Here is a 13,266-nt window from a genome sequence, read left to right as displayed (position 1 = left end):
CACGGCGGCCTTTTATTTTGCCGGTTTTCTTTCGACCGGGAACCAATCTCCCTGCGCAGACGTTTAACAGCCATAACTAAACGGAGAGACAGCATGCTTTACTGGGCACTCATATTTCTGGTCGTCGCGCTCATCGCCGGCGCCCTCGGCTTCGGTGGGATTGCAGGCGCGTCCGCAGGGATCGCGCAGATCCTGTTCTATATTTTCCTCGCTCTTCTTGCCATTTCCCTGATCATGGGGCTGCTGAGGAGACGCGGTTAAACAAAGGGACAATGACGTAAACGAATGCGGCACCCGGCGAGGCGGACCATCCATGGCTTCCGCTTCGGGGAGACAGTGAAAGGAGAACGCCATGGAACACATCGCTGCGCTTCTTCTGATTGTCGGCTGCTCCGGCAACATGGCCGAATGCCGCGAACTTCCCGCCCCCACGCCTGTCTATGAGACATTCGAGGAGTGCGAGGCGGAAAGGCCCGTCTCGATGCGTGAGCTCGAAAACGAGGCTCCGCGTGTTATGGCGACATGTGTCTATGTTGATCCGGCGCTCGTCTATGACGACGCGGTTCTGGAATGGGACGTTACGGACGACGGCAAGCTGACGGCCACCCTTGAGCCGGTGACGAGCTTTGCGGTTGCCCGGAACGAACATGGCAGGCCCGCAAGCACGCTCATGAAGTGATCGAACCGACTGCAACGACATGCAAAAACCCCGGCAATTGCGCCGGGGTTTTTGTGTCGGTCTGTCTCAGGCTTCACGGATCGCGTAGCCGGCGCCGCGAATGGTGCGGATCACGTCGGGAAGCCGGCCCTGATTCACAGCCTTGCGCAACCGGCCCACATGGACGTCAACCGTGCGCTCGTCGATATAGATCGTTTCACCCCAGACATTGTCGAGCAACTGGCTGCGCGAGAAAACGCGGCCCGGGTGCTGCATCATGAATTCCAGAAGACGGAACTCTGTCGGCCCGAGACGGATTTCATTCTTGCGCCGGTAGACGCGGTGCGATTCCCGGTCGAGCACGATGTCGCCGACGGAGAGAACCGTTGACAGCACTTCCGGCTTGGCCCGGCGCAGGAGCGCGCGGACACGCGCCACGAACTCCGGCGTCGAAAAGGGCTTCACGAGATAATCGTCGGCCCCGGTGGAAAGACCACGAACGCGGTCGCTTTCCTCACCGCGCGCGGTGAGCATGATGATCGGCAGGCGCTCGGTTTCCGGGCGCATGCGAAGCCGGCGACACAGTTCGATGCCCGACACAGCCGGGACCATCCAGTCCAGAACGAGCAGATCCGGGACATTTTCCTGCAGGCGCACCTCGGCTTCATCGCCGCGCGATATCATCTCTACCTGATAACCCTCGGCCTCCAGATTGTATTTCAGCAGGACGCAGAGCGGTTCGTCGTCTTCAACGACCATGACCTTGGGGGCAATCATGGAAGGCATTCTCCTAGGGCATTGCTACGGCCGTCTACGCATCCGCATCGACCGTCATCTGTGTTTCATCGAGCTTCGGCCGCTGGACCGGAAGCTGTTCCCCCGTCACCACATAATAGGCATTTTCGGCGATATTCGTCACGTGATCGCCGATGCGTTCGAGATTCTTGGCGCAGAACAGAAGATGCGTGCACGACGTGATATTGCGCGGATCCTCCATCATGTAGGTCAGCAGTTCGCGAAACACCGACGTATACTGGATGTCGATCTTCTCATCCTCGTCGCGCAACCGGATCAGCGCTTCGGCATCGCGCTTCACATAGTGCTCGACCACCGCATTGACCTGATGCAGCACCAGACCTGCCATCGCATCGATGGAATGGGCGAGCGTGCGCGGCGTGGCGCTCTGCCCGACCGCGCTCACGCGCTTGGCGATGTTCTTGGCGAGATCGCCGATGCGCTCCAGATCGGCTGCCATGCGAATGGCACCCACAACGCTGCGCAGGTCCTGCGCCATCGGCTGGCGCTTGGCGATCAGCGTAATCGCACGCTCGTCGAGATCGCGCTGCTTGGCATCCATGATCGTGTCGTCGGAGATGACACGCTGCGCGAGCGCAGTGTCGGAGTTGAGCAGGGCATTGGTTGAGGCGCGGGTCATCGCACCGGAGAGATCGCCCATATCGCGGATGAGGCGGTCGATCTCACCGAGTTCCTCATCGAAGGAGCTGACTGTGTGCTCGCCCATGATCTGGTTCCTTATCTGTGCGTCAACCGAAGCGGCCGGTGATGTAATCCTGGGTGCGCTTGTCATCCGGGTTGGTGAACATCTTGTCCGTCGGACCTTCCTCGACAAGGTTGCCCAGATGGAACATGGCCGTGCGCTGCGACACGCGCGCCGCCTGCTGCATGGAGTGCGTGACGATGACGATGGTGTAGTTCTCGCGCAGCTCGTCGATCAGCTCCTCCACCTTGGCGGTGGCGATGGGGTCGAGCGCCGAGCACGGTTCGTCCATGAGGATCACCTCGGGCGAAACCGCGATGGCGCGCGCAATGCATAAACGCTGCTGCTGGCCGCCGGAGAGACCCGTTCCAGGCTCATGCAAACGGTCCTTCACCTCGTTGAAGAGACCGGCCTTTTGCAGGCTGGACTCGACGATCTCGTCGAACTCCGCCTTCTTCGATGCCAGACCGTGAATGCGCGGTCCGTAGGCGATGTTCTCATAGATCGACTTGGGGAACGGGTTGGGCTTCTGGAACACCATGCCGACGCGGGCACGCAGTTCCACCACGTCGATCCTGGGATCGTAGATGTCCTGCTCGTCGAGCGTGATCCTGCCTTCGATGCGGCAGATATCGATCGTGTCGTTCATGCGGTTGAGACAGCGCAGGAACGTGGACTTGCCGCAGCCCGAAGGGCCGATCAGCGCCGTGACCTGGTTCTCCAGGACATCCAGGTTCACATCGAAAAGCGCCTGCTTCTCGCCGTAGAAGACACGCACATTCTCGCCGCGCATCTTGAGGGGCCTTGGCTTCTGGCTCGCATCCAGTGCTTCTTCAACAGCAGCATCAGTGAGCATATTCATGTCCTTCCACTCCGTTACCAGCGACGCTCGACGCGCCGCCGCAGAATAATGGCGGTGATGTTCATCACGGCGAGGAACAGCAGCAATACGATGATAGCGCCCGAAGTGCGCTCGACAAACGCGCGTTCGGCTTCGTTCGCCCACATATAGATCTGAACCGGCAGCGCCGTTGCGGGATCGAGCGGCGTGGTCGGGTAATCGGCCACGAAAGCCACCATGCCGATCAGAAGCAGCGGTGCCGTTTCGCCGAGCGCCTGCGCCAGACCGATGATCGTACCCGTCAGGATGCCGGGCGCGGCCAGCGGCAGCACATGGTGAAACACCGTCTGTGTGCGCGAGGCGCCAAGGCCGAGGGCTGCCGCGCGGATCGACGGCGGCACGGCCCGCAGCGCCGCGCGCGTTGCGATAATGATCGTCGGCAATGTCATCAGCGTCAGCACCAGACCGCCCACAAGAGAAGCGGATCGTGGCAGATGCATGAAATTGATGAACACAGCGAGGCCGAGGAGGCCGAAGACGATGGACGGCACGGCCGCCAGATTGTTGATGTTGACCTCGATCAGATCGGTCAGCTTGTTCTGCGGTGCGAACTCCTCAAGGTAGATCGAGGCGGCAACGCCGATCGGCAGCGCCAGGACGAGCACGATCAGCATCATGTAGATCGAGCCGACAATAGCGACGCCCATGCCTGCCGTTTCGGGCCGGCTCGATGCACCGCGGGTGAAAAGCCCCGAATTGAAGCGCTGTTCCAGAACGCCATCGGCTTCCATCGTGCGCATCCATTCAAGCTGCTGGTCGGAGACCTTGCGGCGGCTTTCATCCACGTCGAGGTTGACCTGCCCCTTCACGGCAGAATCCACATCGCCGCTCGCGAGCACCCACACATTCCGGGTCGTACCGATGATCGACGGGTCCGCCACCACCATGTCGCGCAACTGGGTGCGAACCCCGTTCGAGATCAGACCACCCACCTCGCGAACCAGCTTGCGGTTCTCCGGATCGACCCCTAGCTTCGTCACCAGGGCATCTGTCGCAAGTTTCGGATAATTGGCCGTCAGAAGCGCGTTCGGGTCGGTGGCGCGCTCATTGTCCGGATCGATCACGTTCTCGGCGAAGGTGACATCCAGATTGATGGAGCTCTGCCAGAAAGCGGTGTAACCGTTGGACACCACCGACCACAAAAGCGCGGCCAGAAAGAAGATGCCGATGGCGATCGCGATGATGCCGTACATCCGGAACCGCTGCTCTGCCGCATAACGCTTCTTGATGCCGATGTCTCGGCGCGCGGCTGCGCGGGGAGCATCGCCCCCTTTGTAGACAGCGTCGGTCATTCGTATTGCTCCCGGTATTTGCGCACGATGTACAGCGCGAAGATGTTCATGCCGAGTGTGAGCACGAACAGGGTCATGCCCAGCGCGAAGGCCACCAGTGTCTGCGGCGAGGTGAACTCGAGGTCACCCGTAAGCTGGTTGACGATCTTCACGGTGATGGTCGTCATCGCCTCAAACGGGTTGAGCGTGAGGTTGGCCGCAACACCGGCAGCCAGCACAACGATCATGGTTTCGCCAATGGCGCGGGAAGCCGTCAGCAGCAATGCGCCGACAATGCCCGGCAGCGCGGCTGGCATGATGACGCGCTTGATGGTCTCGGAACGCGTCGCGCCAAGCCCGAGCGAACCGTCACGCATGGCGCGTGGCACGGCGGTGATGATGTCGTCCGACAGCGACGAGACGAACGGGATCAACATGATGCCCATAACGAGACCCGCCGTCAGAACGCTCTGGGCCTGAATAAAGCCGGGGCCGCCGGCAATCGCCGCGCTCATGTCGCGCAGGAACGGACCGACCGTGACCAGGGCGAAGAAGCCGTAGACGATGGTCGGAATGCCGGCCAGAACCTCAAGCAGGGGCTTGACCACCGAACGCACGCGCTTGGAGGCGTACTCGGCCATGTAGATCGCAGCCATCAGACCGACCGGAACGGCGAACAGCATCGCCACGAAGGCGATATAGACCGTGCCGGCAAGCAGCGGAATGAGACCGAACTGCCCCTCCTGCGCCTCTGCACCGGCAGCGGCGAAACGCGGGTCCCAGACGGTTCCGAAAAAGAAGTTGCTCAGCGACACCGAGCGGAAGAAGTGGATCGTCTCGAACAGCATCGAGAAGACGATGCCCACCGTCGTCAGGATGGCGATGGTGGAGGCGGCTAGCAGGCCCCAGGTAATGACACGCTCGACATTGTTCCTGGCCCGGCCGCGCGGACGCACGCTCCGCAGACCGAGAAAGGCGCCGCCAAGCGACAGAAGGATCGCGATCACCGTACCGATCAACGCTGCATTGTCCTGCATGGCGTTGAGATCGAGTGCGATGGGGATCATGTAGTCCTGCGTATCCGAGGCAAGTGCCACGCCGCGTTCGGCAAGAACGGGACGCAGTGCCTCGAAGCTTTCCGGCACTTCGGCGAAGGCGGGATCGCCCTCGATCCTGCGCAGACCGGCTGCCAGATTGCGGACCATGCCCAGGGCGAGCGGGCGGCTTGCGATCGCGCTGTCGGCGGTTTGTTCGGGCATGCGTTCGCTGATCGCGCGATCCACATAGGCGTAGCTGCCAGCCGACCAGGCCGCCATGAAAAGCAGCGTCGGCAAAACGGCGAGCAGGAATACCCACCAGCCATGATAGTGCGCACGCGAATGCGGCTTCTCGGTCGCCGATGCACTTTGCTTTTTTGCACGCGCACTGCCGAGAACATAGCCGACAACGCCGATGAACACGATGATGGTAAGGAGAAGTCCCCAGGCCACGAAGCCCCCTCTCCGGCACCTGGCCGGGCGTCCAGTTCACAACCTCTCCGCAAAGATCGAACGCAGGCGGCATGAGCCGCCTGCGTTGTCATGCGGAAACCGGATTACATGGTTTCGCCAGCTTCGAAAGCTTTGCGCTGAGCGTCACGCTCCGCGTCCGGAGCCGGAACCAGACCGTAATCGGCGAGCGGGCTTTCCGGGCCGACCATCTGGTCGTCGAGGAAGAACTCGACATATTCCTTGAGGCCCGGAATGACGCCAATGTGGGCCTTCTTCACGTAGAACTGAAGCGGACGCGACACCGGGTATTCGCCGGTGGAGATCGTATCGACCGACGGCGTGATGCCGTTGATGGTGGCGACCTTCAGCTTGTCGGCATTGTTCTCGTAGAAGGAGAGGCCGAACACGCCGACACCGGTCTTGTTGGCGTCGATACGGGCGAGCGTCTCGGTGTAGTCGCCGTCGATATCGACCGCGCCACCGTCCTTGCGGACCGCGATGCATGCGTCTTCGGCAGCATCCTCGTCGAGACCAGCCTCTTCGGCTGCCTTGAGGCCGCCAGCAACTTCACAGCCGGCCGCAAGCACCTTCTCCTCGAAGACTTCGCGGGTGCCATGCTTTTCGCCCGGAATGTAGGCTGCAATATCCCAGTCCGGCAGATCCGGATTGACTTCGTTCCACTTCTTGTAGGGATTGTCGACCAGCTTGCCGTCGACAGCGACCTTCGCCGCCAGAGCCTTGTAGACATCGACCGGCTCGAGCGCCCAATCCGGACCCTGGATATCCGTGGCGAAGACGATGCCGTCATAACCGAACTGGACTTCCTGGATTTCCGTCACACCTGCTTCCGCGCAGGCTGCGACTTCCTTTTCGCGGATTTTGCGCGATGCGTTGGCGATGTCGATCGTGGCCTCACCGACGCCCTTGCAGAACTCTTTCAGGCCAGCGGACGAACCACCGGACTCGACGACCGGCGTCTTGAAGTTCGGGAAGGTTTCGCCGAAGTTCTCGGCAACGATCTTTGCATAGGGGAGAACGGTCGACGAACCGGCGATCTGCACCTGATCGCGAGCCGCGGCCGCACCGACCGCACCGGCAAGGGCGATCGTGGCCGCCGAAGCGGTGAGAAGGAATTTTTTCATTGGAGACAGCTCCCTGTTCGGAATTCGGTCAGACGCCCTGCCGGCGTCGAGGAGCGGAATAACAACTCTGTGTAACAGTTCCATGACACTTCCGTGTCAGCCCGATTACGATGACGAAATGACAGGTTTTTCGGACAACGGAACGGGTTGCGGATCGCAACGGTACGGACAGCAAGGCCAGTGTGACACTGCTGTTTTTCTGCAGGCCCTTCGGCACAGCCGCGCTGCCAGAGGAGGATGTCCCTTTCGGCTCTGTATCTGTATCACACCGAGTATGTACATCGCCCCGGATGATCCCACCTGGCGATAATACCGGCTGGGTTATCGCCGGTATAAGAAGCGGGAGCCAACTGAAGTGTGCAGGAACACCGCACTGGACGGCAGAGCCAAAAAAGCCGGGCGGGGGAAAGACCATATAGAATGGCAAATCACACTTGGCTGGGTTTAAAACCCGGATAGATCCTGTTGGGGCTCGTTTGGATCACCCACGGCCTGCGGACATCCGCCCGCCCGGAAAATCTAGATCGGTTATCGACCATTTGTCTCAACTTTAATGAGAACACCAGGCACCCTAAATGGTGCGATCGCGCTAGTTCACAAGAAAGCCGGAGCAGAGGGAAATAACTCATAAACAACAGTGTGTTAATTAATTTTCTTACTCATTTAATGATTGATTTCGAGTGCACAAAACTCACCCAGGAGTTGATTTTCTCCAGAAGTGCCCTGGGGCTGATCGGCTTGGAAAGGTAATCATCCATCCCCGCTTCCAGACAAAGCTCACGGTCACCTTTCAAGGCGTGAGCGGTAACACCGATGATCGGAACCCGTGTCCGCATCTCCCGTTCAAGGTGGCGTATTTCCCGCGTTGCCTCCAATCCGCTCATACCGGGCATCGAAACATCCATCAGGATGAGGCGCGGTTTCCTGCGCCGATGTGCTTCCAGGGCATGTTTGCCACTTTCGACGATATCGAAACGCAGCCCTGCCTCACTCAGGATCTGCCGGAAGACCAGCTGGTTCACTTCATTGTCTTCGGCAACCAGAACGTCGATGTCGGACGAAACCTCACCATCACCTTGCAGCGCCGCATCGTCCGCTTCGGCAGATCGCGTTGCGCCTTCCGGGACGGGTTCCCGCGCCATTCCAGCTTCACCAACGGGCGCTGCAGCCTGTGTCGGCTGCATGGCGGCAACCATTGCCTCGAGAAGTGCCGAAGATCGCGCTGGCTTGATCAGGTGCGAAGCGATGGACAATTCGCGTGCTCCAAAGCCGGAAAGCGACTGGTCGACGGACGTCAAGAGAACCACTGGAACGTCCGCGATTGCCCGTTCCGCCCTCATCGCCTCCACCATCTCCAGCCCGTTCATGCCCGGCATCTGATAGTCGACGACCACGCAGTCGACGCGCAGTCCCAGCTTTGCAGCCGCACGCAGCACATCCAGACCTTCGCCGGCATCCCGGGCAATGCAGGCGTCAAAACCCCAGTGCTCCATCTGCTCGCGGAGGATCATCCGGTTGACGGAATTGTCATCGACAACAAGAACGCGGGCGTTCGAGACTTCACGGGGTGCGAGGGGTTGCGGGGTCGCGCCAGCGGCCTTGGGCAGAATCAACGTGAACCAGAACGTCGATCCACGCCCCTCCACGCTCTCGACACCGATTTCACCGCCCATGAGATCGACGAGGCGCGAGGTGATGGCGAGCCCGAGGCCGGTTCCCTCGTGGCGGCGGGTCGACGACGCATCGACCTGGCTGAACTTGTCGAAGATCAGGTGGAGCTTTTCGTTTGGAATTCCGATGCCCGTGTCGGTGACACTGAACTGCAGCGCCAGCGCACCTTCAGGCGTGTCGCTGCCGCTCACATTCACCAGAACATGTCCTTTTTCGGTGAACTTGACGGCGTTGCCCACAAGGTTCGTCAAAATCTGCCGGACGCGGCCGACATCACCCACCACGGCGCGCGTGATGCCCGGATCCACCCGGACGATCAGCTCGAGATCCTTCTCCTTTGCGCGCGACGACATGAGGGTTGCCACATCGCCGACCGCCTCTCCGAGATAGAACGGCTCGGCCTCAAGGACGATATGGCCCGCATCGATCTTGGAGAAGTCCAGGATATCGTTGATGATGGTGAGAAGCGCGTTGCCCGATTTCAGAATGATGTCGGCAAAGGTCTTCTGCTTGGCCGTAAGCTCTGTCTTTGCCAGCAACTCGGTCATACCGAGAACGCCGTTCATGGGCGTTCGGATTTCGTGGCTCATATTGGCGAGGAACTCGGACTTTGCCCGGTCGGCGAGCACCGCCTCTTCGCGTGCGGCCTGCAATTCGGCCTCACGCTGTTTCAGCTCGGTGATATCCACCCGCACGCCAACGAAAGTGCCATCCTCGGTGCGTGTATCGATGGCCTTGACCCAGCGCCCATTGGCATGGCTGCGCTCAAAGATGCGATGACGCACGTGATAGGAACGCAGATAGCCCGTGATCCACGCTTCCCGATCGGTGTCATAAAGCGCATCGAGATCCGGATCGCCGCTTTGCCGGAAATATCCCGCATCGTGCGCGAGCTCGACCGCATCCCGCAGCGATTTTCCCGGCCGCATCGCCGGTATCATGGCCGGCAGTGCCTCCTGCATCTTGCGATTGGCCAGAACATAGCGGTCGTCGCGATCGTAGATGACAACACCGGCCGGAAGCGTCTCCAGAACCTCGGCAAGCTGCCGGCGCGCATCTTCGGCATCGTTCTCGCGCTTGCGGATATCGGAAATGTCGAACAGCGCCCCCACCACATAGGGCGTGCCGCTCTCCGTCTCCACGCGGCATTTGCGCACGATACGGTACTTGCCGATACCGGGCTGGTCGAAGTCTTCCTCGACCTCGAAATCCTCGCGGGTTTCGAGCACGCGCCGCTCGCTGCTCTCGAATGTCTCGGCAAGCTCCGGTGTCGTGAAATCGGCGGCACGCCGACCGAGAATCTCAGTCGCTTCGTCGCCAAGCGTACGCTTGAAGGCCCGGTTGGCCAGAACGAACCGCAGTTCCCGGTCCTTGGCGAAAACCGGATTGGGCAGTTCATCCAGGATGGCTTCGGCAAGCTTTGCCTTTTCGAGAGCCTCGGCCAGCGCACCTTCATGCCGCTTGAGCCTGGTGATGTCGGTGCAGATGCCAATGGCCCCGCCATCGTCAGTCCGCTTCTCGCGATGCATGACCCAGCGCCCGTCCGTGAAACGGAGCACGCTTTCAAAGGCCTCTTCACGGCTGCGCAGATCCAGAACCCTGCGAAGCCACACCTCCGGTTCGAGCCCTTCCGAAGACAGTATTCTGCGCTCGAGACCGGCACGCAAAAGCGCCTCGAAAGACGTCCCCGGGCGGATGACGTCTTCCAGACCTGCATACATGTCCAGCATCGCCTGGTTGCTGAGCACCAGGCGGTCGTCTGCGTCGTAGCAGCAGAACGCGTCGCGGGTGACATCCAGCGCAGCCATCAGCCTTGCAAGATGCCCGCCGCTGCCCGTGCGATGCTCGTGCAGACCCGCTCCATCGCCTGCCCCGGCGGCCCCGCGAAGGAGCTCCATCATCGGCGTGACGTTGCAGGCTACACCCCGATAGCCGTAAAATCGGCCATGGTCATCGAAAAGCGGGAACCCGGATACAGAAATCCAGCGGCAGTCGGGAGGTCCACCTTCCAGGTCATAAACGAACTGGCTGAACGGCTCACGCGCCGCGAGCAGTCTCTCATGGGCCTCGACATCGCCGACGGGATGAAACGCATTGCGGGCCAGCGTGATGCGCGAACGGCCGATGAAACGCCCACGATTCAGCCCGGTGATTCTCTCGAATTCCTCCGAGATCCAGGTCAGCCGGTGGGCTTCGTCGGCTTCCCAGACCCAGCCGGGCGCAGACCGCAGCAGAGCAGCCAGTTCATCGCCGCAAAAACGCTGCCCAACGTCTGAATCCTCGCCGGTCCCCAAAACTCTCCGCTCCCCAAAAAGGCACAAACCGAGCCTTCTCGTGACCTCAACGCATCGACGCCAGTGTGGTTGCCAAGGCTTAACGATTTGCAAAGCATAAGAAGTGTTCGTAGCACACCCTGCCAGACGGAGCTTGCCCGTCGCTGGAGCGCAGCACGGTCAGCCTGCAAATCAAAACTATGTGTGCGACTTGGGGGGAAGTGGCACTCCCAAGGGGAATCGAACCCCTGTTTCCGCCGTGAGAGGGCGGCGTCCTAGACCGCTAGACGATGGGAGCGCAGCGATTGCGGCGATATAGTCGCCTTCGCCGGCAAATGCAACAGCGGTTTTACGTTCCCTGTGAATTTGGCTGCAAAAGATCCCAGAGATTGCCATAAAGGTCCGAAAAGACGGCCACGGTTCCATAGGCCTCTTCCCGTGGCGCCTCACGAAACGTCACGCCGGCCTCGCGCATGGCGCGGTAGTCGCGCCAGAAATCATCCGTGTGCAGGAAGAGGAACACGCGCCCGCCCGCCTGGTTGCCGATGCTGGCGGATTGTCCGTTTCCCGAAGCCCGCGCCAGAAGCAGCGCACCGGGTGCCCCGGCTTCTGGCGCCATGACCACCCAGCGCTTTTCGGTGGACAGGGCGGTATCTTCAAAAAGGTGAAAGCCAAGCTTCCCGCGATACCAGGCGATTGCCTCGTCATAGTCGCGAACGACAAGCGTGGTCAGCGCGATGTGGCGGCGGGACATGGTCAGGGCTGCAGCGCGAACCGGGCGATCATCCGGCCACTCGCCAGGTCGTAGAGACGCAGCTCCTCGGCGCCGTCGGCAAGGCGCAGATGCAGCGACACGCGCATGCCGTCCAGAGACTGGGAGACGACGCGCGCACCCTCGGGAAGGTCGATGCTCCCTTCAACGGCATCGCCCGGCAGGGCAATCGTCGCGGCGGGTTCTTCGGGGCCGCTGCTGAGTGTCTTGTAGACAAAGGCGAGCACGACAGCCATAACCGCTGCGAACAGAATGCCCAGGTTGATGGCCATAAAGCGGACCATCTTGCGGCGCACACGCTCGGCCGCCGGGTCGAGCTCTTCTTGCTCCAGGTCTTCCTGTTCTTGTGGCGTGGCCATGTCTCACCGTTTCGAAAGCAGTTCCAATGGGCGATCCTGATACCGAAGACGACAACGATTGGGAAGACACGCGTGCGCGCAAAGCGTTTGCCGTCGAAGCAGAACATGCCGGAGAACGGCTGGATCGCTGGCTTTCAGACCGGTTGGGCGCGTCCGTTTCACGCAGCCGCCTGCAGACGCTTATCCGCGCCGGTGCAGTGACAACGGGCGGAAACCCGGTCACCGAGACAAAGCACAGGGTCGCGGAGGGCGAGGTCTACGCGCTGGCCATACCCGAAGCGGAACCCGCCGAGCCCAAAGCCGAGGCGATCCCGCTCGAGGTTCTTTACGAAGACGATGCACTGATCGTGATCAACAAACCGGCCGGCCTTGTCGTTCACCCCGCCCCCGGCAACTGGTCCGGAACGCTGGTGAATGCGCTGCTGCACCATTGCGGCGCCTCCCTCTCGGGCATTGGCGGCGTGCGCAGGCCGGGCATCGTGCACCGCCTCGACCGCGATACAAGCGGCGTCATGGTCGTTGCCAAGACGGACAATGCCCATCGCCTTCTTTCGGAGACCTTTGCCGATCATGGCCGGAGCGGCGACCTGGAGCGCGCCTATATCGCCCTCGTTTGGGGTGCCCCGGAGCGGATGGCGGGAACCATCGACGCTCCGCTCGGACGCCATGCACAGAGCCGGACATTGCGTGCCGTCGTGCCGGCGGGGCGCAGCGATGCGCGCCACGCGGTGACCCGCTATCAGGTGCAGAAGCGTTACGGAACCGATGGCAGCGGCAAGGCGTTTGCCGCGAAAGTGGAATGCAGGCTGGAAACCGGGCGCACCCATCAGATCCGTGTCCATATGGCCCATATCGGTCACCCGCTTATCGGTGACGCGGACTATGGCCGCGCATTCCGCACGAAGGTAAACCGCCTGCCGGAAGACATACGCCCTACAGTCGCCGCTTTTCCGCGTCAGGCTCTTCACGCGCGCCTGTTGGCTTTCCGTCATCCGGAGACCGGCGACCTCATGCGTTTCGAGGCCGATCCGCCTCCCGACATGATGGCATTGACAAGGGCGCTGGATATTTTGTAATTATCGGTACAATAATATTATTGTTCACCGCCTGGTGACATAATGTTGACAGCAGGATGAAACTTTAACCGTCGGAATTCGTTCCTATATAGGATATGGTGCGATGCATCAAAGATGGTCGCACTGTCTCTCATTTCAGCAAACGCCAAGATTTC

General features: G+C 60.8%; 12 protein-coding genes and 1 tRNA gene. 3 read left to right on the top strand and 10 right to left on the bottom strand.

The window, feature by feature from the left end:
* The first annotated feature begins 93 nt into the window (after positions 1 to 93).
* The gene (locus AC07E3_RS03900) at positions 94 to 261 is read left to right on the top strand and encodes a DUF1328 domain-containing protein (RefSeq protein WP_007010234.1); all 168 of its coding nucleotides are present in this window, start codon (positions 94 to 96) and stop codon (positions 259 to 261) included.
* A 91-nt stretch (positions 262 to 352) separates the two neighbouring features.
* A complete protein-coding gene (locus tag AC07E3_RS03895) occupies positions 353 to 679 on the top strand; it encodes a hypothetical protein (RefSeq protein ID WP_478360355.1) in 327 nt (108 codons plus the stop codon).
* Between the two features lie 66 nt (positions 680 to 745).
* On the opposite strand, the gene phoB is transcribed toward AC07E3_RS03895, so the two are convergent.
* The 10 genes from phoB to AC07E3_RS03845 form a co-directional block, all read right to left on the bottom strand.
* Complete coding sequence (phoB, locus tag AC07E3_RS03890; protein WP_025030226.1) at positions 746 to 1,432, bottom strand: phosphate regulon transcriptional regulator PhoB; 687 nt, start codon at positions 1,430 to 1,432, stop codon at positions 746 to 748.
* Between the two features lie 37 nt (positions 1,433 to 1,469).
* The gene (phoU, locus tag AC07E3_RS03885) at positions 1,470 to 2,180 is read right to left on the bottom strand and encodes a phosphate signaling complex protein PhoU (protein ID WP_007010231.1); all 711 of its coding nucleotides are present in this window, start codon (positions 2,178 to 2,180) and stop codon (positions 1,470 to 1,472) included.
* A gap of 22 nt (positions 2,181 to 2,202) precedes the next feature.
* Positions 2,203 to 3,018 carry a phosphate ABC transporter ATP-binding protein PstB gene (gene pstB / locus AC07E3_RS03880; RefSeq protein WP_025030225.1) on the bottom strand — a complete coding sequence of 272 codons (816 nt, stop codon included), beginning with the start codon at positions 3,016 to 3,018 and terminating at the stop codon, positions 2,203 to 2,205.
* A gap of 14 nt (positions 3,019 to 3,032) precedes the next feature.
* The gene (gene pstA / locus AC07E3_RS03875) at positions 3,033 to 4,349 is read right to left on the bottom strand and encodes a phosphate ABC transporter permease PstA (protein WP_336070064.1); all 1,317 of its coding nucleotides are present in this window, start codon (positions 4,347 to 4,349) and stop codon (positions 3,033 to 3,035) included.
* The gene (pstC, locus tag AC07E3_RS03870; protein WP_336070063.1) at positions 4,346 to 5,818 is read right to left on the bottom strand and encodes a phosphate ABC transporter permease subunit PstC; all 1,473 of its coding nucleotides are present in this window, start codon (positions 5,816 to 5,818) and stop codon (positions 4,346 to 4,348) included. Before pstC ends, pstA begins: the two co-directional genes overlap by 4 nt.
* Before the next feature lie 104 nt (positions 5,819 to 5,922).
* Entirely contained in the window at positions 5,923 to 6,960 is a 1,038-nt protein-coding gene (locus tag AC07E3_RS03865; protein ID WP_478360354.1) for a substrate-binding domain-containing protein, read from the bottom strand.
* A gap of 659 nt (positions 6,961 to 7,619) precedes the next feature.
* The gene (locus AC07E3_RS03860) at positions 7,620 to 10,925 is read right to left on the bottom strand and encodes a response regulator (protein ID WP_478360353.1); all 3,306 of its coding nucleotides are present in this window, start codon (positions 10,923 to 10,925) and stop codon (positions 7,620 to 7,622) included.
* A gap of 201 nt (positions 10,926 to 11,126) precedes the next feature.
* Positions 11,127 to 11,202, bottom strand: a tRNA-Glu gene (locus tag AC07E3_RS03855).
* 51 nt (positions 11,203 to 11,253) lie between these two features.
* Complete coding sequence (locus AC07E3_RS03850) at positions 11,254 to 11,658, bottom strand: VOC family protein (protein ID WP_478360352.1); 405 nt, start codon at positions 11,656 to 11,658, stop codon at positions 11,254 to 11,256.
* A 2-nt stretch (positions 11,659 to 11,660) separates the two neighbouring features.
* Positions 11,661 to 12,035, bottom strand: a complete 375-nt coding sequence (locus AC07E3_RS03845) for a fimbrial protein (RefSeq protein ID WP_478360351.1) — start codon at positions 12,033 to 12,035, stop codon at positions 11,661 to 11,663.
* 26 nt (positions 12,036 to 12,061) lie between these two features.
* Between AC07E3_RS03845 and AC07E3_RS03840 the strand changes: the two genes are divergently transcribed.
* The gene (locus tag AC07E3_RS03840) at positions 12,062 to 13,111 is read left to right on the top strand and encodes an RluA family pseudouridine synthase (RefSeq protein ID WP_478360350.1); all 1,050 of its coding nucleotides are present in this window, start codon (positions 12,062 to 12,064) and stop codon (positions 13,109 to 13,111) included.
* Positions 13,112 to 13,266: the final 155 nt, after the last annotated feature.

This window comes from Nitratireductor lacus, assembly GCF_056431025.1.
This window is presented reverse-complemented; position numbering and strand designations above follow the sequence as displayed.

Bases quoted from the DNA above. Each gene is read 5' to 3' on its own strand.
- pstA (WP_336070064.1), bottom strand. From the start codon at position 4,349: ATGACCGACGCTGTCTACAAAGGGGGCGATGCTCCCCGCGCAGCCGCG.
- AC07E3_RS03850 (WP_478360352.1), bottom strand. From the start codon at position 11,658: ATGTCCCGCCGCCACATCGCGCTGACCACGCTTGTCGTTCGCGACTAT.
- AC07E3_RS03895 (WP_478360355.1), top strand. From the start codon at position 353: ATGGAACACATCGCTGCGCTTCTTCTGATTGTCGGCTGCTCCGGCAAC.
- pstB (WP_025030225.1), bottom strand. From the start codon at position 3,018: ATGAATATGCTCACTGATGCTGCTGTTGAAGAAGCACTGGATGCGAGC.
- AC07E3_RS03845 (WP_478360351.1), bottom strand. From the start codon at position 12,035: ATGGCCACGCCACAAGAACAGGAAGACCTGGAGCAAGAAGAGCTCGAC.
- AC07E3_RS03840 (WP_478360350.1), top strand. From the start codon at position 12,062: ATGGGCGATCCTGATACCGAAGACGACAACGATTGGGAAGACACGCGT.
- AC07E3_RS03865 (WP_478360354.1), bottom strand. From the start codon at position 6,960: ATGAAAAAATTCCTTCTCACCGCTTCGGCGGCCACGATCGCCCTTGCC.
- phoU (WP_007010231.1), bottom strand. From the start codon at position 2,180: ATGGGCGAGCACACAGTCAGCTCCTTCGATGAGGAACTCGGTGAGATC.
- AC07E3_RS03900 (WP_007010234.1), top strand. From the start codon at position 94: ATGCTTTACTGGGCACTCATATTTCTGGTCGTCGCGCTCATCGCCGGC.